At 55.4% G+C, this 23,698-nt stretch carries 22 protein-coding genes; 9 read left to right on the top strand and 13 right to left on the bottom strand.

Annotated features, from left to right (window positions below; genetic code table 11):
• Positions 1-9 precede the first annotated feature (9 nt).
• The 4 genes from ABLO27_RS19455 to ABLO27_RS19440 are packed head-to-tail and all read left to right on the top strand — an operon-like array spanning position 10 to position 5,634.
• Positions 10-1,149 (top strand): acetate/propionate family kinase, encoded by a 1,140-nt coding sequence (locus ABLO27_RS19455; RefSeq protein ID WP_353034888.1) that lies wholly within the window; start codon positions 10-12, stop codon positions 1,147-1,149.
• Positions 1,149-3,971: a molybdopterin oxidoreductase family protein gene (locus ABLO27_RS19450; RefSeq protein ID WP_353034886.1), complete on the top strand. Its 2,823-nt coding sequence runs from the start codon at positions 1,149-1,151 to the stop codon at positions 3,969-3,971. The genes ABLO27_RS19455 and ABLO27_RS19450 overlap by 1 nt, the downstream gene beginning before the upstream one ends.
• Positions 3,968-4,717 carry a 4Fe-4S dicluster domain-containing protein gene (locus ABLO27_RS19445; RefSeq protein WP_353034884.1) on the top strand — a complete coding sequence of 250 codons (750 nt, stop codon included), beginning with the start codon at positions 3,968-3,970 and terminating at the stop codon, positions 4,715-4,717. Before ABLO27_RS19450 ends, ABLO27_RS19445 begins: the two co-directional genes overlap by 4 nt.
• Entirely contained in the window at positions 4,717-5,634 is a 918-nt protein-coding gene (locus ABLO27_RS19440) for a dimethyl sulfoxide reductase anchor subunit family protein (protein WP_353034883.1), read from the top strand. The genes ABLO27_RS19445 and ABLO27_RS19440 overlap by 1 nt, the downstream gene beginning before the upstream one ends.
• Positions 5,635-5,689: 55 nt before the next feature.
• On the opposite strand, the gene ABLO27_RS19435 is transcribed toward ABLO27_RS19440, so the two are convergent.
• The 3 genes from ABLO27_RS19435 to ABLO27_RS19425 form a co-directional block, all read right to left on the bottom strand.
• Complete coding sequence (locus tag ABLO27_RS19435; RefSeq protein WP_353034881.1) at positions 5,690-5,989, bottom strand: hypothetical protein; 300 nt, start codon at positions 5,987-5,989, stop codon at positions 5,690-5,692.
• A gap of 213 nt (positions 5,990-6,202) precedes the next feature.
• A complete protein-coding gene (locus ABLO27_RS19430; RefSeq protein ID WP_353034879.1) occupies positions 6,203-7,417 on the bottom strand; it encodes an HlyD family secretion protein in 1,215 nt (404 codons plus the stop codon).
• On the bottom strand, positions 7,414-7,794 hold the full coding sequence (locus ABLO27_RS19425; protein ID WP_353034877.1) for a hypothetical protein: 381 nt from the start codon (positions 7,792-7,794) through the stop codon (positions 7,414-7,416). The genes ABLO27_RS19430 and ABLO27_RS19425 overlap by 4 nt, the downstream gene beginning before the upstream one ends.
• 194 nt (positions 7,795-7,988) lie before the next feature.
• On the opposite strand from ABLO27_RS19425, the gene ABLO27_RS19420 reads away from it, so the two are divergent.
• Positions 7,989-8,996, top strand: coding sequence for a helix-turn-helix domain-containing protein (locus tag ABLO27_RS19420; RefSeq protein ID WP_353034875.1), 1,008 nt, complete (start codon positions 7,989-7,991; stop codon positions 8,994-8,996).
• A 77-nt stretch (positions 8,997-9,073) separates the two neighbouring features.
• On the opposite strand, the gene ABLO27_RS19415 is transcribed toward ABLO27_RS19420, so the two are convergent.
• Together ABLO27_RS19415 and ABLO27_RS19410 are read right to left on the bottom strand one after the other, a co-directional pair.
• Entirely contained in the window at positions 9,074-11,092 is a 2,019-nt protein-coding gene (locus ABLO27_RS19415) for a lytic transglycosylase domain-containing protein (RefSeq protein WP_353034873.1), read from the bottom strand.
• A 370-nt stretch (positions 11,093-11,462) separates the two neighbouring features.
• The gene (locus tag ABLO27_RS19410; protein ID WP_353034871.1) at positions 11,463-12,137 is read right to left on the bottom strand and encodes a sugar transferase; all 675 of its coding nucleotides are present in this window, start codon (positions 12,135-12,137) and stop codon (positions 11,463-11,465) included.
• 1,064 nt (positions 12,138-13,201) lie between these two features.
• Here ABLO27_RS19410 and rfbC point away from each other — a divergent pair.
• The 4 genes from rfbC to rfbA are packed head-to-tail and all read left to right on the top strand — an operon-like array spanning position 13,202 to position 16,528.
• Positions 13,202-13,753, top strand: a complete 552-nt coding sequence (rfbC, locus tag ABLO27_RS19405; protein WP_353034869.1) for a dTDP-4-dehydrorhamnose 3,5-epimerase — start codon at positions 13,202-13,204, stop codon at positions 13,751-13,753.
• An 8-nt stretch (positions 13,754-13,761) separates the two neighbouring features.
• Complete coding sequence (gene rfbB / locus ABLO27_RS19400; protein ID WP_353034867.1) at positions 13,762-14,817, top strand: dTDP-glucose 4,6-dehydratase; 1,056 nt, start codon at positions 13,762-13,764, stop codon at positions 14,815-14,817.
• Positions 14,814-15,662, top strand: coding sequence for a dTDP-4-dehydrorhamnose reductase (rfbD, locus tag ABLO27_RS19395; protein WP_353034865.1), 849 nt, complete (start codon positions 14,814-14,816; stop codon positions 15,660-15,662). Before rfbB ends, rfbD begins: the two co-directional genes overlap by 4 nt.
• A complete protein-coding gene (gene rfbA, locus ABLO27_RS19390) occupies positions 15,659-16,528 on the top strand; it encodes a glucose-1-phosphate thymidylyltransferase RfbA (RefSeq protein WP_353034863.1) in 870 nt (289 codons plus the stop codon). Before rfbD ends, rfbA begins: the two co-directional genes overlap by 4 nt.
• Before the next feature lie 188 nt (positions 16,529-16,716).
• Here rfbA and ABLO27_RS19385 read toward each other — a convergent pair whose 3' ends face one another.
• The 8 genes from ABLO27_RS19385 to ABLO27_RS19350 form a co-directional block, all read right to left on the bottom strand.
• A complete protein-coding gene (locus tag ABLO27_RS19385) occupies positions 16,717-16,962 on the bottom strand; it encodes a hypothetical protein (protein WP_353034861.1) in 246 nt (81 codons plus the stop codon).
• A gap of 376 nt (positions 16,963-17,338) precedes the next feature.
• Positions 17,339-17,608, bottom strand: coding sequence for an amphi-Trp domain-containing protein (locus tag ABLO27_RS19380; RefSeq protein ID WP_353034859.1), 270 nt, complete (start codon positions 17,606-17,608; stop codon positions 17,339-17,341).
• A gap of 10 nt (positions 17,609-17,618) precedes the next feature.
• A complete protein-coding gene (locus tag ABLO27_RS19375; RefSeq protein WP_353034857.1) occupies positions 17,619-18,938 on the bottom strand; it encodes a metallophosphoesterase in 1,320 nt (439 codons plus the stop codon).
• An 11-nt stretch (positions 18,939-18,949) separates the two neighbouring features.
• Positions 18,950-19,639, bottom strand: coding sequence for a histidine phosphatase family protein (locus ABLO27_RS19370; protein ID WP_353034855.1), 690 nt, complete (start codon positions 19,637-19,639; stop codon positions 18,950-18,952).
• Positions 19,636-20,709 carry an HprK-related kinase B gene (locus ABLO27_RS19365; protein WP_353034854.1) on the bottom strand — a complete coding sequence of 358 codons (1,074 nt, stop codon included), beginning with the start codon at positions 20,707-20,709 and terminating at the stop codon, positions 19,636-19,638. Before ABLO27_RS19365 ends, ABLO27_RS19370 begins: the two co-directional genes overlap by 4 nt.
• Entirely contained in the window at positions 20,706-21,587 is an 882-nt protein-coding gene (locus tag ABLO27_RS19360) for a GAK system ATP-grasp enzyme (RefSeq protein ID WP_353034852.1), read from the bottom strand. Before ABLO27_RS19360 ends, ABLO27_RS19365 begins: the two co-directional genes overlap by 4 nt.
• On the bottom strand, positions 21,580-23,214 hold the full coding sequence (locus tag ABLO27_RS19355) for a phosphotransferase (RefSeq protein ID WP_353034850.1): 1,635 nt from the start codon (positions 23,212-23,214) through the stop codon (positions 21,580-21,582). Before ABLO27_RS19355 ends, ABLO27_RS19360 begins: the two co-directional genes overlap by 8 nt.
• Positions 23,207-23,641 carry an NUDIX domain-containing protein gene (locus ABLO27_RS19350; RefSeq protein WP_353034848.1) on the bottom strand — a complete coding sequence of 145 codons (435 nt, stop codon included), beginning with the start codon at positions 23,639-23,641 and terminating at the stop codon, positions 23,207-23,209. The genes ABLO27_RS19355 and ABLO27_RS19350 overlap by 8 nt, the downstream gene beginning before the upstream one ends.
• Positions 23,642-23,698 lie beyond the last annotated feature (57 nt).

The following is a 23,698-nucleotide window of genomic DNA, read 5'->3' as shown; positions in this document are numbered from 1 at the left end:
CGTAGCGTTATGGACGAAATACTGGTCCTGAATTCAGGATCGTCCTCGATCAAATTCGCGCTGTTCGCAGCAGACTTGTCGAAAAAAACTTCAGGAAGTGCCGTCGAAATCGGCGGCGCTTCCAGTCTGATTGTGGATGGAAGCGGTGTCGAGATGCCGCTTTCCAACCATGTTCAGGCCCTGAAGGCGATCTTCAAGGCGTTGGAAGGGAAGGGCATCGACCTTTCCCGGCTCACCGCAGCTGCGCACAGAGTGGTGCATGGAGGCAGATACCTCCAGGCACCGTGCAGGGTGACCGAGAACGTTCTTGAAGAAATTGAACGCTGCGTTCCATTGGCGCCGCTGCACAATCCGCATAATCTTGCCGCCATCCGTGCCGTCGCCGAAGTGGCGCCCGACCTGCCGCAATGTGTGAGTTTCGACACCGCATTTCACGCTGACAATCCACCCGTTGCAAGGCGGTATGCCATTCCCGAAGCCGAGACCCTGGCTGGTCTGGAACGGTATGGGTTCCATGGCATTTCCTATGAAAGCCTGGTGCACAAGCTTCCCGGTATTTCTGGTGAAAACATCCCGGACAGGGTGCTGGCGCTGCATCTTGGAAATGGTGCCAGTCTGTGTGCCATTCAGCATGGCAAGTCAGTTGCCACCACTATGGGGTACTCGCCTCTTGAAGGCCTGACGATGGGAACCCGATGCGGTTCGATTGACGGCAATGTTGTGCTCAAGATGGTAGCCGATCACGGTGCGGAGAGGACGTCGCAGATACTCAACAAGGAAAGCGGTCTTCTTGCGCTCGGAGGACATTCCGACATGCGCAAGCTGAGATCGCTTGAAACCGACCAATCACGCTTTGCTATCGAGCATTTCTGTTACTGGGCCATACGCCACGCAGGCTCGATGATCGCCGCCATGGGAGGATTGGATGCGATCGCGTTTACAGGCGGGATTGGCGAAAACGACGCGCAGACGCGGGCGCGAATACTTGAGGGATTGGACTGGCTTGGCATTGACGTGGACCCAAAGGCCAACGAGGCTGGCTCACCAGGGCTGCACAGCGATGCGTCACGCGTAACAGCGTGGATTGTGCCAGCGGAGGAGGAAGAGATGATTGCACGAAATGCCATGTCTCTGATGGAGGGACATTGATGGCTGGCGTCGACCGGATGCTTGATACGTCGCCAAAGGTGTCGGACGAGGTTCGCAAGACGACCTGTTACATGTGCGCCTGCCGCTGCGGGATCAACGTGCATATGAAAGATGGCAAGGTTGCCTACATCGAGGGCAACCGGGATCATCCCGTCAACAAGGGTGTTTTGTGTGCCAAGGGCTCTTCCGGCATCATGCAGGTCAATGCGCCGTCCAGGCTGCGGGCACCACTCAAGCGCAAGGGACCGCGCGGTTCGGGAGAGTTTGAGGAAATCTCCTGGGACGAAGCGCTGGAGCTTGCGACTTCCTGGCTGGAACCGATCCGCAAATCTGCACCGGAAAAACTGGCGTTCTTTACAGGACGCGATCAGTCGCAGAGTTTCACCAGTTTCTGGGCCCAGAATTTCGGTACCCCGAACTATGCCGCCCATGGTGGCTTCTGTTCGGTGAACATGGCGACTGCCGGCATCTACACGATGGGAGGCGCTTTCTGGGAATTCGGTCAGCCGGATTGGGACCGCACCAAGCTGTTCATGATTTTTGGTGTTGCGGAAGACCACGACTCCAACCCGATCAAGATGGGGCTTGGCAAGCTGAAGTCCCGCGGTGGCAAGGTCATCGGCGTCAACCCGATCCGCTCGGGCTACAACGCGATCGCCGACGAATGGGTCGGCATCACGCCCGGAACCGACGGGTTGTTTATTTCCGCGCTCATTCATCTGCTGCTCAAGGCCGGCAAGATCGATCTGCAGTATCTTGCCAGGTTCACCAATGCGCCATGCCTTTTGAACGAAACAAAAGGGTCGCCGGAAGAGGGGCTTCTGCTGCGCAATGACGACGGCAAGCCGCTTGTGAAGGATCGTCACTCAGGAACACTCAAGACGTTTGATGAAGCTGGTGTGAAACCAGATCTGGCGGCGAGTGTTGAGATCGATGGGGTGACACATCGGACCGTCTTCCAGCATCTTGCCGAGCGTTTTCTCTCGGACGAATACAGTCCGGAAGCCGTTTCGGAAAAATGCGGCATCAAGCCGGGTCGCATCAAGGCCATTGCCGCAGAGCTTGCTCGTGTCGCCTTCGAAGAGGCTTTCGAACTTGACCAGCCCTGGACGGATTTCCGCGGAGAACGGCATGAAAAAATGACCGGCAGACCGGTCAGTTTTCACGCGATGCGGGGGATCTCTGCGCACTCCAACGGCTTTCAGACCTGTCGTGCGCTGCATGTCCTTCAGATCCTTCTCGGCACGGTCGAGGTTCCAGGCGGTTTCCGCTTCAAGCCGCCTTATCCGAAGCCGGTTGAAGCGCACCCGACGCCCCACTGTCACTCCAAGCCCGATTGCCCGCTCGACGGGCCGCACCTGGGGTTCGTACGCAGCCCGGCAGATCTGGCGCTGAAGGAAGACGGAACACCAGCGCGGATCGACAAGGCTTTTACCTGGGAAAATCCGCTTTCGGCCCATGGGTTGATGCACATGGTCATTTCCAATGCCCATGCCGGTGATCCCTACAAGATCGACACCCTGTTCCTTTATATGGCCAATATGGCCTGGAACTCGTCCATGAACACGCGCGGTGTCATGGACATGCTGACGGACAAGGACGAGAACGGGGACTATGTCATCCCGCGCATCATCTATTCCGATGCATACTCCTCCGAGATGGTGGCTTATGCGGACCTTATCCTGCCGGATGCGACCTATCTGGAACGCCATGACTGTATTTCGTTGCTGGATCGGCCGATCTGCGAAGCGGAAGCTGCGGCAGATGCGATCCGCTGGCCGGTGATCGAGCCTGACAGGGACGTTCGTGGTTTCCAGTCTGTCCTGATTGATCTCGGCTCCAGACTGGGGCTGCCCGGCTTTGTCGATGACAGCGGAGAGCCGCTTTACGAAGACTATGCCGACTATATGGTCAATCACCAGCGCCGACCCGGCATTGGACCGCTTGCCGGCTTCCGCGGCGATGGAACCAAAACCGGCCGGGGCGACGTCAACCCCGACCAGTTGAAGAAATACATTGAGAACGGCAGTTTCTTCGTGGAACACGTTCCGGACGAGGCGGCGTTCTACAAGCCGTGGAACAATGCTTATCAGGATTGGGCCGTCGGTCTCGGGTTCTACGACAAGCCGCAGCCGTATCTCTTTCAGCTTTATTCCGAGCCTCTGCGGCGCTTTCAGCTGGCCGCTGAAGGTCATGGAGAGCGGCAACCGCCCGATCATCTGCGGCAGCAGATTATCGAGTGTCTCGACCCGTTGCCGGTCTGGTATCCAGGCCTTGAAGAGAGCCTGGTGGATCACGAAGCCTATCCGGTCCATGCCCTGACACAGCGCCCCATGGCCATGTATCACTCCTGGGGCAGTCAGAATGCCTGGTTACGGCAAATCCATGGTCATAATCCGCTCTATGTTCCGACGAAGATCTGGACGGAAAACGGGTTTGAAGACGGCGATTGGGCGAGGGTCACATCGGTTCATGGTGAAATCATCGTGCCGGTTGCTCACATGGCCGGGCTGAATGACAACACGGTCTGGACCTGGAATGCCATCGGCAAGCGTAAAGGGGCCTGGGCGCTTGATGAAGATGCGCCCGAAGCGACCAAGGGGTTCCTGTTGAACCACCTGATCCACGAGTTGTTGCCTTCCAAGGGCGATGGTCTGAGGTGGGCGAATTCCGATCCGGTTACCGGGCAGGCCGCCTGGTTTGATCTTCGCGTGAGGATTGAAAAGGCTGAGCCTCCGGAGGAAAGCCAGCCCGTGTTCAACGCTCAGGTGTCACCGGTCGGAAAGGGACCGAACGTGGTTCGTCAGAAGGTGAGCAAATGACCCAGCTGCCGCAAACAACCGAAAAGAAGCTAGGTCTTGTCATCGACCTGGACACCTGCGTCGGGTGTCATGCCTGTGTGACCGCCTGCAAGGGCTGGAACACGGAGAACTACGGCGAACCTCTGAGCGACACCAATGCCTACGGAAGCAATCCGGTCGGCACGTTTCTGAACAGGGTGCACGCCTATGAGGTCGAGCCTCAAAACGGCGGATGCAGTCAGACCGTTCACTTCCCGAAATCCTGCCTTCATTGCGACGATGCGCCTTGCGTCACCGTGTGCCCGACGGGAGCGAGTTACAAAAGACAGGAAGACGGCATTGTTCTGGTTGAAGAAGATGCCTGTATCGGATGCGGCCTGTGCGCCTGGTCTTGTCCCTACGGCGCGCGCGAGCTGGACCTAGCCGCAGGCGTCATGAAGAAATGTACGCTTTGCGTCGACAGGATTTACAATGAAAACTTGCCGGAGGAAGATCGCGTTCCTGCCTGTGTTCGAACCTGTCCGGCAGGAGCCCGGCATTTCGGTGACCTGGCGGATCCTGCCAGCAATGTTTCAAGACTGGTTGCCGAGCGCGGCGGCTTCGACCTGATGCCGGAGCAGGGCACAAAACCGACCAACAAATACTTGCCGCCGAGGCCGAAGGATCAGCTCATTGACACGGATGTGCTTTCACCTCTCCTGAAACCTGTCGCAGAGGAGCCCAAGGGCTTTCTCGGTTGGCTGGACAAAGCACTGGAGGCGCTCTGATGCATCCGGCACCTTCCGTTATCATTTTTACCGTCCTGTCGGGTCTCGGTTTTGGCTTGTTGGCATTCCTCGGACTCGGTTTCCCGCAAGTGTCAGGCTGGTCGGCGTTCTTCTATTTTGCTCTTGCCTTCGCACTGGCAATCGCAGGGCTCGTGGCATCGACGTTTCACCTCGGCAATCCTCAACGGGCCCTGAAGGCATTCACGCAATGGAAAACCAGCTGGCTCTCACGTGAAGCCTGGCTGTCTACAGCAGCGCTTGTCGCTATGGCTGTCTTTGGTTTTTGTGCCGTGTTCCTCGGCTTTTCACCGAAGATTTTCGGGTGGCTCGGCGCAGCGTTATCAGTGGCGACTGTGCTTGCCACTGCCATGATCTACACGCAGCTGAAGACGGTTCCCAGGTGGAACCACTGGATAACACCGGTTCACTTCCTGACGCTTTCTCTTGCTGGAGGCGCCATTCTGGCGCAACAGGTGCCGGCTGCATTGCTTCTGCTTGTCTGTGCCGGAGTTGCACAGCTTTTCGCATGGATTTTGGGGGATCGGCGGTTTGAGGAGCGCGGACATTCGATCGGAAGTGCGACAGGACTGGGCGACAAGGGAGCTGTTCGCCTGTTCGAGCCGCCGCATACGGGAACCAACTATCTCATGAAGGAGATGGTGCATGTTGTCGGGCGGAAACACGCTCAGAAACTTCGGTTGATCGCCTTTGCCGGGATGGTGTTGTTGCCCTTTGCGATCCTTGCACTGTTCCCGGTCAATGTAGCGACGACGGGTATCGCAATCCTGTTCTATATGGTGGGGACTTTTGCTTCCCGCTGGCTGTTCTTTGCCGAAGCGGAACATGTCGTCGGCCTTTACTATGGCGTTGACCCTTCGCAGCAGCACCAGTCCGGTCTGAGCCGCGCCAGGTCATGAACAGGCTCGGCCAGCCTCCTGTCACAGATGTGACAAGAGGCTGGAGCGGCCGGGGTCAAGGATTGACGACGACGTAGACGGTTGTTCCGTTTTCAACGACGGCCTGATAGTAGACGCCACCGCAATTGTAATAGGCGTTGTAAGGTGTGCAGCCTGAAATGGACTGCCGGCGGTTGACGCGGCGAGAGGTTCTGCGAGCGGTTCGCCGCGCCGTGTTCTGGGAGGCGGTTTGTGCCTCTGCCTTGCCCATGGAAAGAGAAAGGGGAGAACCGTTTTCGGCGGAGTTGAAGTCAATTTCGCCTGCATATCCGATGGAGAATGCGACTGCGGCGATGGTGAGGATCTTGGCTTTCATTGTACTTTTCCTTTTCAGTAAAGGACCGCAGCCTGAGAGCTGTTGTTGAGACTGCGGTCGGTTGAAGTTGAAGAGCTGGTGTTTTCCAGTCTCTTCGGGTCAGCTTCCGGGGCTTTCGGCACCTGGCTTGGATTTCAACTGCGTGCCAGGCCCAAGGCTCGGAAGAATTCTGTTTCCGGTTTGACGTTCGGTTTTGTGAGATGCTCGTCGGGATCAGTGGCTGCTGCCTGTCAGGCCGATGCCTGATGCCAATCCCAGCCAGGCTTTGATGCGCAGGCCGACGGCCTTGATAATTCCCATCGCCTCGATGACATGGGAGGTCATTGTGCCTTCCATCGAACCCTTGAGCCCCGTGGTATAGGCCTGGACGATGCAGCCGCTGCCGGGAACCAGAAGTTCTGCGTGTTCAGGGTGGACAAGATCGAGATGGGCTACGATCTGTCCGCGTTTGACGCGTTCCGACGGTTCCATGAGACGCCCGCTCGGGGCCATCTGACCGGAAGAAATGGGCTTCTGGATTCTTGTGATCCGAGCAGGCAGCACTGTGTTGCGCATACCGATGTTGAAGTTGCTTTCGCAAGCAATTTCAGCGGCCATGCCTTCGTAGAGCTCGGTGCGGGACACCTGCGAAAATCCAGCTACGATCCGGGAACTTTCCCTTGTGCTCCGGTCTGGGATGATCACCATCGCCGGGCTCATCGCGGCCTGGGCAGCTCGTGACCCGATGCTCAAGGTAACCTGCTCAACCGTCCCGTCGACAAAGCTGTGAACGCGTGTCTTTTCAAGTTCGATTTCAGCCTGCTTCAGAGATGTCCTGGCACTTTCAAGCTGTGCGGGAAGAACAGCAGCCGCCTGAACCTTTGCCGCTGCCAGTTGGCTCTTTGAAGCCTCAACCTCCGCTGACCGGGTGTCTCGCTGCGAGATAGCGCGCTCCAGTTGGCTCGGCTGGAACGCCGCTGAGCCACGTGCCTGCAATTCGCGATGATCCTCAAGGGTGGTCTCAGCCTGTTTCAGGGAAGCTTCGGCAGCATCCAGCGCGGCCTCGGCAGTGTCGACTTCCAGAAGAGCTGCATCGATTGCAGCATCTATCTCGCCTACCTTGCGCTCGGCATACTCGACCTTTGCAAGCTCAGTCGAGTTTTCAACGGCAAAGAGCGGATCTCCAACCTTTACGTGATCACCACCCTTGACGAAAACCTCGGTGACAGTGCCGCCGTTTTCGGCAACCACCGGGACAGTTCGGAACGGGACCAGTCCGGTATGGGACTTGGGGTAGTAGTAAAAGACTGCGAAGAACACGATCAGCGCAAGAATGAACCACATGAACAATGCCGTGTGGACACTGTAGAGCGTGACAGGCATGCCTCGCCATTTCAGGTAGATCACCCTGAACACGAATGGAAACGAAGTGACGAGAATCTCGATCATTTGGCCAGCTCCTCGTGTCCGGGGCGCCACCAGAGCATGAAGTCTCGTGCGATGGCAGTGGCAATCAGAGCTGCCGGCAGGAGAATGCTGAAGTGAGCGAGTGCCGGCATGATCTCGTATGCAAGGGCGACGGTGAGCATCACGGGCACGGTGGTGCGCAGCGGTGTTCCCTTGGCCAGGCGCTCCGCATAGTGGTCGAAGCGTGCATAGAGATGCATGATCAGGTAAATGGCCAGGAAGAAGACGACCAATCCGACATGGGAATAAAAGTCATCCTGTCCGGGCTGGACCCACCATCGCGGGTTTCCGCTGCTCGCGGCAGCTTTGGTTGTCATGGTGCCGACCAGCAGCAGGACCGGCAAAACGATCGATTTCACAGCGATTATCCTTTGCTTTCTGGGTTTTGGCTGCCTCCCCGGCAGCACCGTTTGCTGATGCTGCAGAATTAAGAAAAAAGCAGAGGTCGTTCTTTAGGCTTCTGGCCACGTGTTTTTTTGTTCTGGACAATCGGGCAATATTGACCGGCGATTGAGCTGAAACTGATGCCAGGCCAGGAATGAGGAGCAGCAGCGTGCCGCGGATCAGCGCCTACAGGCTAAAGCATCTTGCGCGGGTGTATGAGAGCGAACCGGCAGTCACGGTGCCGTTCGCCGATGTCCTCGGGGAAGTGGGGATCGATCCGGACGTCCTCACGACGATGGACAGCAGAATCAAGCTGATTGATGAGGCGAGGGTCGTGGAGATGGCTTGCCAGGCTCTGTCCGACAAGACATTTGCCGCGCGTGCCGGGCTATCGACGCAAGGATCAAAAACGCTTCTGGCTTATCTGGCCCGTGCAAGCAGGACTCTGGGTCAGGTTCTCCAGCTTGCGCAAAGGTACTACGCGCTGGAAGACCCGCACATGAAGTTTGCGGCAAAGGAAGGTGCCAAGGGGCCTATCGTCGTCCTCGACAGTGGCATGCTGGGAGCAAAGGAATTCCCCAGACATACTGAATTCCTGATGTTCGGAATGTACAAGAGAACCAGGCAGATCGCGGGACCGGATTTCGGTGAGCTGTCCCTGCTCCTGAAGTGCGGCGATCATGAGCATTGCGAGCAACTGTCCCAGATTGCCGGATGTGAAATCGAAGCCGGGCAATCATTCAATGGTCTGCAATTGCCCCCAAACGGATTGGCCTATCCAATCCCGACGGCTGACCCGGCATTGCTTGACCACCTTCTTGAACACGGGGAGGAGCGTCTTCGGCAGATGCCGCAGAATATGAACGGCGTATCGGAGAAAGTTGCCAAGCTGGTCTTTTCGCGATTACCGGGGCACCTGCCAAGTGGTGACGAAGTGGCAGCAGAGCTCTGCATGACACGGCGTACGCTTACCCGTCGTCTCTCCGATGAAGGAACCAGTTACAAACTGCTTGCCGACACTGCCCGATGCGACATGGCCAAACGCATGCTTCTGGGAGAGGACAGTATTGCGCAGGTCGCCTTTCTTCTTGATTTTGCCGACCAGGCAGCCTTCTCCGTCGCGTTCAAGCGGTGGACAGGGACAACACCTGCGAGCTTCAAGAGGACACATATCTGATCGAACGCAGCTGTCCTGATCTTCAAGCAGCGGAAAGGTGATTCACCGAGGTCAACCTGGTCTGCCCGGGAATGTTCTCAGCTGCCTGCAGCCAGGTCTTCTTCAAGTTGCAGCGGTTGCTGAGAAAGTCGGGTTTTGTAAACCTGATAGCCTTCCATGACCCGCATGACATAGTTCCGGGTTTCCGGAAACGGGATGCTCTCGATCCAGTCGACAATTTCGTCCGTACTCTTCCCGCGCGGGTCGCCGAACCGTTTGAGCCAGTCTTGAACGCGGCCGGGGCCTGCGTTGTAGGCCGCCAGCGTCAACACGTAGGAACCGTTCCAATGGTCCAGTTGCTCATGAAAATAGGCCGCTCCAATTGCTGCATTCAGCCCGGGATCGCGCAGAAGCGCGTTCTTGCTATATGGCAACTCGAGTTCCTTGGCCATCGCCCGGGCTGTTTTCGGCATGACCTGCAGCAGACCCATGGCCCCGACCGGTGAAATTGCGTCTACCCTGAAGGCACTTTCCTGTCTGGCTATGGCGTACATCATCGCCAGATCGGGGGTAGACTGTACCATTTCCTGCGGGATGGCTCCTGTCGGGAACGCAAGTTTTTCAATCTGGATACCTCGATTGAATGCCGACTTGCCGACCATCAGGACCGAGTTGTGCTTGTCTTGCAGCTCAAGCCGCAAAGCGAGCAGCCGGAGATGAGCCGGATCGGTAAGTGTTTTTGCCAGATGGCGGTACAGCCTTGCTGCCCGCTTCTGATCACCAATGTTTTCAAACTCGGTTATCGCCCTGGCGAGTATGTTGGAACTGAAGGCCTTGCGGTCTTGGTGGGAAATGGAGACCTTCCGCAACTCCAATTCGGGACGCCCCAGGCGTTCATGTGCCAGTTGACCATAAAAGGTTCCGGGATATTCAGCGGCCTGCTCAAAATATCTGGCGGCATCTTCAGGACGTTCATCCGCTTCCGCCGCCCGGCCAAGCCAGTAGAGAGCTCTGGACTGACTGATTGGGGTGGTGGTGATTTCCTTGACGGCAGCGAAGTGTTCTTCTGCGGCCTCGGGCTTTTCAAGGAACCGCAGGGCAAACCAGCCAGCATGAAACTCCGCGTCGGCAACGGCGATATGGCCGGTTGCGCTATGGGCCGCAGCCAGAACATAGGCTTGTATGGCCTTGCCGCGTTCCAGCATTTCACGTGACACGATCCGGCGTTCCACCCACCACTTGTCCGGGTTGACCAGAACGTCCGGGTCATACGGGGTTTTGCGCAGCAGCGTTGCTGCGGTTTCGTATTGGCCCTTTCGCCGTGCATGCAGGATCTTGCTGAACTGAAAACCGGGATCGTCTGTCCAGCTTTCATGTACCTTGCCGAGCGATCGCGCAGCATCCGAACGCTTGTTGACGACAGCGGCACGGCCTTTGGCAAGGCTCTCGGCCTTGGCCAGGGCGGACATCCGGAGCGCAAGTCTGGTCTTGCCTTCATAGAGCAGCGTGTCCATGCGCAATTTATGGTCTGATGCTTCAAGAACGGACTTGAATTTTTCGGCGTACCGGGCCTGCTGCTTGGAGCTCAGCCTTGCTTCCGGCCACCAGGTGCGAATGAGGCTTTCCGCCTTTTCAGATTGATCTGCCTGAAGATAGGCCCGTGCCAGAGATACCACCGCGTAATTGCTTACCGGCTTGTTCTTTTCAAATTCGGCAATAACTGCCTTGGCCGTCGGGCGATCGTTGAGAAAGGCGCGCTCATAATTCGTTCGCATACGGGCCTGCATGGGCCAGCCGTCGAGTTCGCTTATGAACTCAGCCAGTTCGAAACTGGAAACAGCCGGTGCGCTCTCTGATGCGATTGCCCAGGTCAAGGCCTTGTGTTCAACAGAACCCGGTGTCAGTTGCTCTCGGATCTTTAACGACTTTGTGAAGTTCTTGCCGTCCACGGCCTCAAGTCCCACTGACAACAATCGTGTGTTCTCGGGGAGGAGAGGGGCAGACGCTTCTACCTGTTGCTGTGGCGTCTCACGTTTGGGTGGGATTGGCGTTGTAGCGGCGGCGAAGTCAGTCGCCAAAAGGAAACCGGCTCCAAAGGCAAGTCCAACGAAAAGCATTCCATGACACCTTCTGTTTTCCCGTGGTCGCGCGCGAGACGGGCAGAGGGTCTCTTGTGACGTATTGGCGAGGGCAAAATGAGGCAGCGAAGCCATTCCGGCATACATTTTTCGGGACAAGTACTCTTGTCCAGCCTCAATAGGTGTGACCAGTGCCAACTGGTCGCGATTGTTTCCGTTTTGCTGCTGGTAATCCTGTCATCCGAAGAATTGCCGGTAGGGGCTCTGTGGTTTGGCGAAACAGCCTGGCCTTCGCAGGTGTTTGTACATGTCAGGTAGTGTCCACTCCGGGCTTCCTGTGTGACAAGACTGCCGGGAATAGATCGGCACAAACCCGGCAGCACTCAATCCAAGCAGTTGAATTCCACGATCAGTACCCGTTGCCTTTGAAAAATTCCTTGATGATCGTGTTCACTATGATCTTCAGGTCAAGCGTCATGGAACGTGTGCGAATGTATTCCAAATCGAAATGCAGTCGCATGGAAGCAGCGTAGGCATTCTTGGTTTCACCGCGAAAACCGTTGACCTGTGCCAGGCCGGTAATGCCCGGCTTTACCTGGTGCCTGCTTAGGTAGCGAGGGTCAAAATCTTCGTATGGTACCCCGTTTGCCAGCATTCCGGGGACATGAGGACGAGGTCCGACAATTGACATCTCGCCTTTCAGGACGTTGATCAACTGAGGCAATTCATCAAAGTTGCTGCGGCGTAGAAAATTGCCAACGCGTGTAATACGCGGGTCATCTTTGACTGTCTGCTGCACACCTGTTTGATCGCACCGGTCCAGGTACATCGAGCGGAATTTGTAGGTTGTGAACATAATATTGTTCAACCCATACCGCTTTTGCTTGAACAGGATTGGTCCTTTACTTGTTGCCTTGATCGCAATCGCAAGGCACAGAAGTAACGGTGAAAGAAGAATTATTCCAAGTGTCGCGCCAAGAAGATCGAAAGCTCTTTTGGCAACGTTTAAAACTGTTGAGTTGCTTGAGTATCGTGCTGAGTTCCGCAACTCAGCATTATCTAAGCTATAAACTTCATCGCTCATTTCTGAAACTCTTTGAAAACTTACTTAAAAACGTCAAGTTCAAGTTTTTTGGGTCAGTGAGTTGTTGTTTGCATTTAGGTCACTAACAAAATTTTCTATCTTCATAAATTTAGTTAATGGGACGTTAAACGATAAATAAGGTTAATGCAACTTCAAATTTTTCGCTAGTTGAAATGCTGGAAAATCGGCTTGTTTGTTTGTTTCATTTATGTGAACAAAAATATAGATTGTGTATCTATTTGGTATTTTTTTATTTCTAGAAGAAATATTCTAAATAATATTGATGATTTACCGAACGAAATTGCCGATGATGATGAGTTTGGCCAAAACTTACGTTGTTGCGAGGAGAAGACTGGGTCATGATTGTTTAATTTTTCAATGGTGTTTTTCGAGGTGTAAATTTTCCCAAGTAGCTTGTTGGAATTTGTTCCATAAGAAATTCAGTCGTTTACCGAAAAATCCATTTTTAATACATTTTTAAACATAATTAAGGGAGGTTTCGTGAGCATTTCATTGTTAAATTTTGACTTAAATTTGGATTATTAATGCAGTAAGTGATTTGAGGAGGCGGATTTATTAGGTGAGCAGCAAATATATTTTTGCATTTTTCTTGAGTTTAACTTGGCGAGAGGTGTGTCTTGATAGGTGTATTTGATCCTTTCGATGCCCTGCGAAAAAGTGCAGGGCAATCATCGAGTGGCGAACAAGGTGTTCGATTCGGGGGAATAATCGATCGCGAATACGGAACAGTGTGATTTTGGGTGGCCAGCCTGGACGGATGCCCGGCAGTTACCGAGTTTACCAATCTGCCAGTTTTTCCAGTTATCAATTCTGCTTCTGCTTACATCAACATCAACTTGTTGCTATTTGAATGGCAAAGCTGGGGAGCGTATTGACGCGACTGATCGAGCGGCGCGGAGCGGAGCGGGAAGACGCGATCACGCTGTCAGGATTGGGCACCGGTGGCAGGTCGTTGAGATCGTTGCGTTGAAGCAGAACAGATTACGTTTGCCAATTGTCGAAGATTCATATTTGACCGGCATTGTTGCTTGGATGGAGAACAAATGATTGTCGAAGAAACTGCTTTGCCGGGCGTTTTATTGATCCAGCCCAAGAGGTTTGGGGATCAGCGAGGCTTCTTTTCCGAAAGCTGGAACAAACGCACATTCGCCAAGCATGGTATCGAAGCAGAATTTGTTCAGGACAATCATTCGTTGAGCGCCACGAAGGGCACAGTCAGAGGGCTGCACTTTCAAGCTCCGCCTCATGCTCAAGCCAAGCTCGTGCGGTGCGGTCACGGTCGAATATTTGATGTCGCTGTCGACATAAGGAAAGGCTCATCCACTTACGGAAACTGGTTTGGAGTTGAGCTCAGCTTTGACAATGGAAGACAATTGTTTGTGCCGGAAGGCTTTCTCCATGGGTTCATGACCCTGGAAGAAAACAGTGAAATTATCTACAAGTGCACCGACTTTTACGCTCCGGAATGTGACGGAGCCGTTCGTTGGGACAGTTGCGGGATCGAGTGGCCACTATCTATTGCAGACCCGGTCTTGTCTGAAAAAGACGCCGTGGCACCAGCGCTCGCAGATTTTAAGACACCTTTTTCGATCTGAGGGATTTCATGAAAATTCTTGTTACTGGAGGCGCAGGTTTCATTGGATCAGCCGTGATCAGAACGGCGATCCGGCGCGGACTGAGCGTCGTGAATGTTGATGCGCTGACCTATGCGGCTTGCCTTGACAATGTAGCAACGGTCAGCGGAGACCCTCGCTACGCTTTCGAACAAGCCGATATTCGGGACAAGGAAGCCTTGATGCGCATTTTCGAAGCGCACCAGCCGGACGCCGTGATGCATCTCGCGGCGGAAAGCCACGTTGATCGTTCCATTGATGGCCCGTCGGATTTTATCGATACGAATATCGGCGGCACCTTCAATTTGCTGGAAGTGGCGCGACACTATTGGGAACAACGCGGGAAGCCCGAGACGTTCAAATTCCATCATGTTTCGACTGATGAAGTCTTCGGCTCTCTGGGAGAGACAGGCTATTTCACCGAGAACACCCCATACGATCCGCGCAGTCCTTACTCTGCTTCAAAAGCAGCTTCTGACCACTTGGTCCGTGCATGGCACGAGACATATGGCTTGCCCATAGTTCTCACCAATTGCTCAAACAACTATGGTCCGTATCACTTCCCCGAGAAGCTTATTCCCGTTGTCATTTTGAATGCATTGGCTGGCAAAAGCATTCCCGTTTATGGGAATGGCGAGAACGTTCGGGACTGGCTATATGTCGAAGACCATGCTGACGCCCTGTTGCTTGTTCTCAGCAAAGGACAAAACGGTCGTTGCTACAATATTGGCGGTGAGAACGAGAGACGTAACATCGATCTGGTAAATTCGATCTGTGCGATCCTAGACGAGAAACGCCCGAAAACTGCGGGATCTTATGCCGATCAGATCACTTTCGTGGAAGATCGGCCGGGCCACGATCAGCGTTACTCGATCGATCCGGCGCGGGTTCGAGAAGAGCTTGGCTGGCGCCCGAGTGTCAGTGTCGAGGAAGGTCTGAAGCGCACGGTTCAGTGGTATCTGGACAATGAGCCTTGGTGGCGCAAATTGCAGTCACGCAGCGGCGTCGGAGAACGTCTCGGTACCAAGGTGGATGCTGCGCAATGATTCTTGTTTTCGGGTCTTCCGGGCAAGTCGCCAGCGAACTGAAGTCTCTGTTGCCGGACGCCGTTTTCTGGGGGCGTGGCGAGGTCGATCTTCTGACGGAAACCGACCTGTGCGCGAAAATCGAGGCACTGCGTCCGGAAGGCATCATAAACGCCGCTGCCTATACTGCAGTCGACAAGGCCGAGCAGGAGGAAGAGAACGCCCTCAGGATCAATGCGGAAGCGCCGGCGGAGATGGCCAAAGCTGCCTGCAGGCTAGAGGTGCCCCTGGTCCATATCTCTACGGACTATGTGTTTGACGGCCAGGGAGAAAGGGCATTCTTGCCGGAGGCTGCTCCCGACCCCCTGAGCGCCTACGGGCGGAGCAAACTGGCCGGCGAACAAGCGATCTGCGGCACAGGGGCGACATTTGCCATCTTGCGGACAAGCTGGGTGTTTTCCGACCATGGCGCAAATTTTCTGAAAACAATGCTGCGGCTTTCCGAAACGCGCGACCAATTGAAGATCGTGGGAGATCAGGTCGGAGGACCGACACCGGCCAGGGCAATTGCCGAAGCCTGTGTGAAAATCGTGCAGACACTTCAGAACGATCCGACGAAATCCGGCGTTTATCACATTTCGGGCGCTCCGGATGTGAGCTGGGCTGATTTTGCCCGTGAAATTTTCAGGCAAGCCGAACGAGGCGTCGTGGTTGAGGACATTCCGACTTCTGAGTACCCAACGCCCGCTGCTCGTCCGGCGAATTCCAGGCTGGATTGCAGTTCTCTATCCGTTTTTGGTCTTGAACGTCCTGATTGGAAGACCGCCGTAACCAACACTTTGCTTAAACTGGACGCAATTTCATGACTGAGCGCAAAGGTATCATTCTCGCCGGGGGCTCCGGCACCAGATTGTTTCCCCTTACAATGGCTGTGTCCAAGCAGTTGATGCCGATCTATGACAAGCCGATGATCTATTATCCGCTTTCCGTTCTGATGCTGACTGGAATACGGGAAATTGTAATCATCACGACACCTGCTGATCAGCCGCAATTCAAGCGATTACTGGGTGATGGCAGCCAGTGGGGCATGCGCATCGAATATGTCGAGCAACCGTCCCCGGATGGGTTGGCGCAGGCATATATCCTGGCCGAAGACTTTCTGGATGGCGCACCGTCGACAATGGTGTTGGGAGACAACATATTCTTTGGTCACGGCTTGCCGGAAGTGCTGGCTTCAGCGGACCAACGCCAGACGGGCGGTACGGTCTTCGGTTACCACGTTTCCGATCCCGAGCGATATGGTGTCGTGAAATTCGACCAGGACGGGCTGGCCGAGGAAATCATCGAAAAACCGGAAGTCCCACCGTCTAACTATGCGGTCACCGGGCTTTATTTCCTTGATGGCGACGCTCCGCGGCGTGCGAGGGAAGTGAAGCCGTCTGCGCGCGGTGAACTTGAAATCGTGACGCTCCTGGAAAGTTATCTACACGAAGGCACGCTGAACGTGGAACGTCTGGGGCGTGGGTTTGCCTGGCTGGATACCGGAACACACGAATCCCTTCTCGATGCGGGCAACTTTGTCCGAACTCTTTCCGTACGCCAGGGAATGCAGTCAGGTTGCCCGGAAGAGATCGCTTTCAACAATGGGTGGATCGACAGGGCCCAATTGCTTGAACACGCAAAGATCTTTGGCAAAACCCAGTATGGTAGATACTTGGAATCGCTGGCCTGATCGTCTGCTTCAGCGCCGACAATTCGAGGCCGGTCAGCTCAGGTTGATGTGCCGGATCGCGATCAAACCAGATCCAGTCAAATAGAAGCGCTTTGAAGAGACTAGGGGGCGTTGCCGGTTCCTGGCTGAACAGGCAGCGGCGGCTTCCGGTTGATCTTCACCACGGGCAAGTGGAAAACGTCAGATTTTCACGGAACACGGGTCTGCAAGGAACGTTTCTTGCCAACCATTGCGTCACCGAGCTTTGAGACGCAGAGTACCAGAGATACGGAAACCAGCGTGACTGGCCAAAGAACCGCCGTCAGAAAAGCAATCAGCAACGAACTGAGTTTGCCTTGGCCGGTTTCGATCAGTTCCATTGCACTTAACGTGAAAAAAGCCAAAGCGATCAAAAGATAAATACCAATGCCGAGGCCGAACACGAGCAGCATCATCTAACGTCCTAACCCGAATATCATTTCGTGGAAGTTGTACAAAAGACTGCAATGGTTAATAGATTATTACCCTGGTCATATGTTGCAAGGGGGAAATTGGCACTGGTCCAGCGTTGATGCATCTGGTGAACTAACCTGAGGATGGGACTATAAGGGCCGGAAAAAGCCCGTTTTCTGCCGAAATCACCCCGATCAAGACAACAATTGCCGTGTCCGATTGCATTTCGGGGCCTCTCAAAATCGCGTGAGTTTCCGCTGTCTGCCGGTCGACAAATCTTGTTGAAGGTGGTGACAAGGGTGACGTTCGTCGCGCCGGGTAATTTGCTGGCGAGACAAACATCGGGCCGGGAGCCGGCTTTCCTGACAAGCGCGAAGGTCAACGCACCTTCAGATCGCCTTTCTTCGCCGGCGTTTCTGCTGTTTCGGTCCAGGTCATTCGCAAGTCGATGCGGTTGGAACCGTTGGATCGGTCGGCCCGGACACGGAGCGTGATCAATCCGCCTGGTTCCATCACCAGTTCGTCTTCACCGTCACCCAAGGTCAATTCGCCTTTGCCGATTCCCTTGGTTACCGCTTCCAGCAATGCCTTGATCGACTTGCGACTCTGAATCGATTCATGGCGAAAGCTGCCGTCACCGTTATGCATTGTGCCCCTCTCAAAAATGTTGTTCAGGCTTGAAATGTTTGGCCTTTGGATAGTCTGAACTCAAGCCTACAACATCTCCGGAAGGAAAAATCATTGTGGCACCAGCGCCGATACCAGGTAGTCCTTCCAACAGTCGTGATGTTCGGTCCAAAGTGACATCACCTTCAAGATGCAACAGTCCATTCTTGGAGAGGATCCGTTGGCCGCGATGATTGTTTACGTGACCCTGGACAATCATCTTGATGCCGTTTTGATGCAGACGACATACCCCGTCCTCTGTGAGACACAGGTCCGCAGGCCGGTATTTTGTGCGCACGAGGTTTGCGACGGGACCGGTGTAAAACGCAAAGGGGTCCTTTTCCGCTTCCCGTCTGTAACGGCTGTTCACCGCATCGGCACCGTCTTCGGAAAGCAAGGTGCACATCGCGTCATCGATTCCGGCATGCACAAACAACAGGGAGCCGATCCGCGTCACAACGTCCATCGAGGAATAGAACCAGTTGTAAGCCCCGCCCGACGCCAGAAAGAGATCGCTGCAGCGCAAGGCAGCAGCATAAACCTCGCGCATGGAAAGATTTTCAGCTGCCGCCTGTCTGGCGAACTGTTTCTTTTTCTTCTTCAGCTTTCGCAACTCTTTTTCGATGCCGGCCGACGTCAAGTAAGCTGCGGCTTCAGCCGGAAAAGCCTTGCTCCATCCTTTTGAAGGGAAAATCCGTTCGCGGCAGGTCCTTTCGTCAGGGACCTTTGCGAGATCCGCAGCTGTGACAAATCGGGTTCTCACCTCGCGCAGAAGCGGAAGGATCTTTCGGCCCATGCGGACAAACAGATGCTCAGTCAACGTTGATCTTGGCAAGGTCAGTGCCCTGATTGCCAACCGCAGCCTCAAGTCATGATTGCCTGCCAGAAGATGCAGATCGGTACCGCTGTCTATCAGGTCCCGCAATGCATCCAGCATGTCGAGATTTGAGGGGCCCTTGTCCAGGCAATCGCCGCCAACCACAATCTTGGCAGTTCTCCCGAATGGGGTCAGTGAAAGTCTCCCGGAGCTTCGGCGAACGACACCTGCTGTTACGAGCGAGCGTAAAAAACCGTCTGCATCTGCGTGCGGGTCGGACACGAATACCACTGGCTTGTCCGGCCAGTTCCAAGCCCCATGACATGCAGCGGCTCTCAAACTTGCTCGAACCGCGTCCAGATTTCCACCGGAGTGGGGCTCGTGTACGGGCCAGGTCTCGAAGTCACGGGGGATTGCGTTCAGTTCACACGCATCATCGAATACGGGAGGCAGCAGCGATGCCGCGCCCGAAACGTCGCCAGCCAATTCGGCCATGGCTCATTCCTTCAATCCAGGATTTTTTCCTTCGCCTGGCGGATCTTCCACACGCCACCAGAATGCGCCCATGTACCATCCGGATTGTGACGGATTTGTAACGGGTGGGCATGATGCATGCTGTAATGGGCGATCTCTTCACAGCTTAGTATCCCAAGATGGTGTGCTGCATGCCTGAAAGAGGCTCCGTGACCGAAGTTCAGCGTCAACGAGCCGGGAGCCTTGCCGGCAACCGACTGGCGAAGGTGTTGGGCCACTCGATTGCCCGACATCATCAAGGATTCCGCTCCCTGCAGGGGCAGGCAGTAATCGCTGTCCGATTTCCAACCCGGAGGAGGAGAGGCAAAGCGCGGGTCGGCGGCCAGAACCGCTTCGATCTCGTTGACGGTCAGGTTCGCAGCGCTGCCAAGAGAGCGCTCAGCCAAGGCCGGTGTCTGATTGATTTCGACTTTGTGTCCGTGGCTCGACAGGACTTTGCAGGCAATCTGCGCAGTCTGCCATGCCCTGAGCTGGCAGGAGCAATGTACGACCGGATCAAGGGTCAGACCCTCTTTGGCAATAAGTGCGGCGATATTTTCGCCACAAGCATGCGCCTGTGCTTCGCCTTCATCCGTCAGTGGAAAAGGCTGCAGCGCGCTTGGGACGTCAGGTCGCTGATGATAAGCGCCGTGCCTGATGAGGGCTGCTTGCGGACCGTTCATGAAAAAAGCTCCCGTCCTGCAAGGGCGAGGGCATCGAAATCGATGGTGCCGGTAACCTCACGCAAACGGACAGAGTTCAGTTGAGCAAGGTACGCGTCCGGACAAAGGGGATCATCATCGCGGAGAAACCTACCCCGCGTGTCCTGATAGAAAGGACCTGCGCTTTTCATGATTGCCCGCAGCAGATCCGGCCGGTCTGCCAGATTTGCATCCTGAACCCGGGTTGGCGATGAACTCTGGCGGCTCCAGTTCAAGACCCAGAATTCGGTGAGCGGCATCGTGAATTGAACGCGTCCCGTCCCGTAAACATCAGAGATGAAAAGATCGTGCTTTTCCTCATGCTGCCAGAGGTCTTCCGTTGACATCCGGGCGAGTTCCAATCGCCTGGCGTCTGTCAGAAGCGGTGCGAGGCGCGGATTGCCGACAATGGTTCCCGGGTTGATCCTCGGGTTTTTCGGAATCCCCAGTCCGGTGACACCATCCGCCGTCGCGCGAACCATCAGCCGGTCGTTGGTGACGAACCGGCTGGTTTCGAGATCCATCAATCTCAGGATCGTTGTGGACTTTCCGCCCCCGGAAAGCCCGGCAATGGCCAATCCGTTCACGCCATCGGTCACTGCGGCTGCGTGGCAAATTTCCCAACCGTCTCGTTTGCAGATGTTCAGGATCTGAGTGTTGATGAAATTGATCACCTGATTGGGGCAGTTCAGGCAAGGACCAAACGCCAAGAGCGCCTGTGAGGACTGCAGGAAGGTCATGCCGGTCCGGACTTTTCGCACCAACCGACCATCTTCAAGGTCATGATAGGCGTCCTTGCGCCCCGTCTTGCCGGGTTCTCGAGCCCAGTCGGTCCATGCAGGTTCGCTCTTCAGCTTCTGTCCGTTCAGAACGTCAACAACAGCCGAGACCGGTCCCTCTGCGGCAAGGGCATCGGCCAAATGGCGCTTTAGCACATTGGCCATGGAGGTGTCGCATCGTACGGCAATGCGAACGGGTCCGGTTTCCAGAAAGAGCGTTTCAGGCACCCCGGAGCGGTCCAGGCCATCAAGGACATCGGCGACACGGTTCATTTGCGTGTCCTTGAAATCACATGCTCGGCCAGAGCCCCGGCCGCATCCAGGCCGCAGCCTTCCTTGGCTCCCCGGAAGCCGCCGAACGCGGACACTTCGAAGATGATTGGCCCGGTGTCGGTGAAGGCGACGTCTACCGTGGTAAAATCAAGGTTGAAGGGGGCCTGGGCTTTCCGGGCCAGCTCGATCAGCTCGGGTTCGGGTGAAAAAGGTGCATACTTCCCACCGCTATGGATTGTCGTGTTCCAGCTGTCTGACTGGCTGACGCGCGCATAGGTGCAAAGATAATTTCCACCCAGAAACACCATACCCAGGTCCTGGCCCGACAGATCGAGCTTCTCCTGAATATACATCATCGGGTTTTCGGCAGAGAAAGCGGCAATTGCCTCCGTGGCTCCTTCGCCCGCCTCGATCACGCACATGCCGCGAGCCTTGGTGGAATAAAGCGGCTTGAAAACCGCCGCACCAAATCGTTCGACAGCGGAGAGGGCTGCTTTTGCGTCTTCTGTAATCACCGTTGACGGCATGGGGGCTCCGGCAGCGCGCAGGCTGACAGTGCAGGCAAGCCGGTCGACAAGACGCAGCACCGCTTCCGGACGGGAAAAAACCCGAACGCCGCGTGCTTCCGCCAGCCGCAGAAGCTCAAGCCGATCCAGCACATGCGGACTGTAGGTTTCGCTGATCTTCTTTATGATCAAGCCATCAAGTGTACAAAGATCCCGACCCCGATACATCAAGGATCCACTGTTCAGGTCCAGTGCGACCTCGGCCATATCGATCACGAGGCGAAAGCCGGTTCTGGCTTCCACAGCATCTGCCAGCGCTTCGGTTGACCATTTACCCGGAATGCCAACCACCCCGATTTTCAGATTAGTCAAAGAACAACTCCCTGGTGGGCAGTTTGAAGCGGGCTTCGCTTCCCTCCGGGCAACTCAAGGCCAGTTCCATCAGGAATCTGGCCCGGTTGAACATCCGCCTTGCATGGGATTTGTCGAAGACAAACCGCGTCGACGTTGCAAAGCTTCGCGCCAACCCGAGTGCAAGGCGGTACTCGTAGGTTTTGTCCTTTTGCGACCGGGCAAACTTTGAGGCAACCGCCTGAAGGTCGCAGGCCACTTTCGCCAGACGCCTGCGCACGGGAATGTCCTGAATTTGCAAGCGGTAGTTTGAGACCATGAAAACGGAAACGTCCTGCACGTAATCCAGGTAGCGTGACCTGTGCAGGTCAATGAAATGCACTCTTCGCTCGCTCGGATCGTAAATAACATTGTCGAGATTGAAGTCGCCGTGAATATGCACTGAAAAAGAGGCTTCCAACTGTGCTTCGCGCGACGCCGCGGCGCGAACCAGGTCATCGAACCCGGTCAATTGCAAAGTGCCAAGCTTTTGCGGTTTCACTTTGAACTCGGGATGAACGCGGTAGACTTCCGGCAAGCGCCGTGAGAGCTGGAGCATCGACGACATCTCGGCCGGCTCTTCCATGCGCGTGCTACGCCAGACATCGTTGAGGGTCCTGGCCAGGGTCCTTTGAGCGTCTGCCAGCAGACCATCATTTTCGTTCAGGACCAATTGCTCGAAGGTGTAACCCGGCAAGTGCTCGATCAGGAGCGCCGCCGATTGCCCACGTTTTTCATATGACAGGATTTTGGGAGCCAATCCCGGATAGATCGAATGCCAGCTCTTGACGCCCGCGCGTTCGTTTCGCACCTTGCTCAGCTCTCCGCCTTTGAAAACCGCATTCACGGCCTCGCCGGAAGCATCACGGGAGCGGACGGATGAGATTGCGCTACCGGATCGTGTTTCCGCCAACGGCTCCAGCTCCGGCGGGTCATCCTCCTTGGTGTCGGGAAGCAGGCTTTTCAGGGTGAAATAGCGTTCAAACTGCACCGGTTGGCCGATGTTCACCGACAGTATTGCTTCAGAAATTGACTGCAACGCGTCGCCGATCCGGCGCATCTCGTTGGCGACCAGCAGGCTGTTGGCCAGATCTGCCGTGTGCTTGGATTTGCGCATGTCTGCGGTAAGCGCACGGAAGACCCGGTCATAGAGATCTTCCAGCTTGTCTCGTGTCTGGCCGATGCGCACCGCCGACTTGCTGTCCGAGCGCGACAGGGCAGGCTGAACGAGTTTCAAGCCGGTGCGTACCTGTGTGATGACTTTTGCATACGCATCGGGCCGCAGATACTCCTTGCGCGCGACATCTTCCGCGTGGCTCAGGCTGCGCCGCGCCAGGCGGCTGATCAAGTCGAGGTTGCGGGCGACTAGTTCCACGTTGCGCAGCAGGTTCTGGGTCTCGTGGTTGACCTTTTTGGTCGTCAGTTTCCGTGTGCTGGCATTGCTGACCTTGGAAGCCAGATTGTAGGAGTGCCCGGCGCGTAGCAGTACCTTTTGTGCAGCAGCCTGTCCCGGGCATCTGAAATAGTCCTGCAGACCCAGGAGCTGCCCGTCAATTTCGACACATAGGAAATAGAGGTTCTCCTCGATTGCACGCGGCAATTTAGCCATCAAAGACCCCCAGGTAGAGCGGGGCGTCTTCGGTCAACGCATGTGCGTAGGCAGGACGGAACAACGTTGCCTGCGCCTTGGGCGATGCCCAGACGGTGTCAACTTGAGAAGGATCGGGGTGCGGACCAACAATCGGCAGGTAATCCTCGGCAACCTTGCAGGCAAAGAGCAACTCAAGCTGATGACGTGTGCCCTCCTGCTTGGGTTTGAAGACCTCGGCAACGTGGATAAGGGAGCCGACGGTAACTTCGGTCCCGATCTCTTCGGAGCATTCACGCATCAAGGCGTCGGTCGCGCTTTCGCCAGGCTCCTGTTTGCCTCCGGGCAAGGTGAGATAAGGGGGCAGGCCCAATTTTTCCTTGACCTGCACCAGGAGCTCTCCGTTCCGGAAGATTACCGCCCGCACGGTTGGGCGGATCGGTGACAAGAAGTTGTTCTGCGGCGATTCCATCGGAGTTTACAGAGGCTCTGATAAAAGAAAATG

Source organism: Roseibium sp. SCP15, from assembly GCF_040329435.1.
Taxonomy (GTDB): Bacteria; Pseudomonadota; Alphaproteobacteria; order Rhizobiales; family Stappiaceae; genus Roseibium.
Note: the sequence above shows the minus strand (reverse complement) of the source record. Positions and strands in the feature narration are given on the sequence as shown.

Bases quoted from the DNA above. Each gene is read 5' to 3' on its own strand.
- ABLO27_RS19455 (WP_353034888.1), top strand. From the start codon at position 10: ATGGACGAAATACTGGTCCTGAATTCAGGATCGTCCTCGATCAAATTC.
- ABLO27_RS19450 (WP_353034886.1), top strand. From the start codon at position 1,149: ATGGCTGGCGTCGACCGGATGCTTGATACGTCGCCAAAGGTGTCGGAC.
- ABLO27_RS19445 (WP_353034884.1), top strand. From the start codon at position 3,968: ATGACCCAGCTGCCGCAAACAACCGAAAAGAAGCTAGGTCTTGTCATC.
- ABLO27_RS19440 (WP_353034883.1), top strand. From the start codon at position 4,717: ATGCATCCGGCACCTTCCGTTATCATTTTTACCGTCCTGTCGGGTCTC.
- ABLO27_RS19435 (WP_353034881.1), bottom strand. From the start codon at position 5,989: ATGAAAGCCAAGATCCTCACCATCGCCGCAGTCGCATTCTCCATCGGA.
- ABLO27_RS19430 (WP_353034879.1), bottom strand. From the start codon at position 7,417: ATGATCGAGATTCTCGTCACTTCGTTTCCATTCGTGTTCAGGGTGATC.
- ABLO27_RS19415 (WP_353034873.1), bottom strand. From the start codon at position 11,092: ATGCTTTTCGTTGGACTTGCCTTTGGAGCCGGTTTCCTTTTGGCGACT.
- ABLO27_RS19410 (WP_353034871.1), bottom strand. From the start codon at position 12,137: ATGAGCGATGAAGTTTATAGCTTAGATAATGCTGAGTTGCGGAACTCA.
- rfbC (WP_353034869.1), top strand. From the start codon at position 13,202: ATGATTGTCGAAGAAACTGCTTTGCCGGGCGTTTTATTGATCCAGCCC.
- rfbB (WP_353034867.1), top strand. From the start codon at position 13,762: ATGAAAATTCTTGTTACTGGAGGCGCAGGTTTCATTGGATCAGCCGTG.
- rfbD (WP_353034865.1), top strand. From the start codon at position 14,814: ATGATTCTTGTTTTCGGGTCTTCCGGGCAAGTCGCCAGCGAACTGAAG.
- rfbA (WP_353034863.1), top strand. From the start codon at position 15,659: ATGACTGAGCGCAAAGGTATCATTCTCGCCGGGGGCTCCGGCACCAGA.
- ABLO27_RS19385 (WP_353034861.1), bottom strand. From the start codon at position 16,962: ATGATGCTGCTCGTGTTCGGCCTCGGCATTGGTATTTATCTTTTGATC.
- ABLO27_RS19380 (WP_353034859.1), bottom strand. From the start codon at position 17,608: ATGCATAACGGTGACGGCAGCTTTCGCCATGAATCGATTCAGAGTCGC.
- ABLO27_RS19375 (WP_353034857.1), bottom strand. From the start codon at position 18,938: ATGGCCGAATTGGCTGGCGACGTTTCGGGCGCGGCATCGCTGCTGCCT.
- ABLO27_RS19370 (WP_353034855.1), bottom strand. From the start codon at position 19,639: ATGAACGGTCCGCAAGCAGCCCTCATCAGGCACGGCGCTTATCATCAG.
- ABLO27_RS19365 (WP_353034854.1), bottom strand. From the start codon at position 20,709: ATGAACCGTGTCGCCGATGTCCTTGATGGCCTGGACCGCTCCGGGGTG.
- ABLO27_RS19355 (WP_353034850.1), bottom strand. From the start codon at position 23,214: ATGGCTAAATTGCCGCGTGCAATCGAGGAGAACCTCTATTTCCTATGT.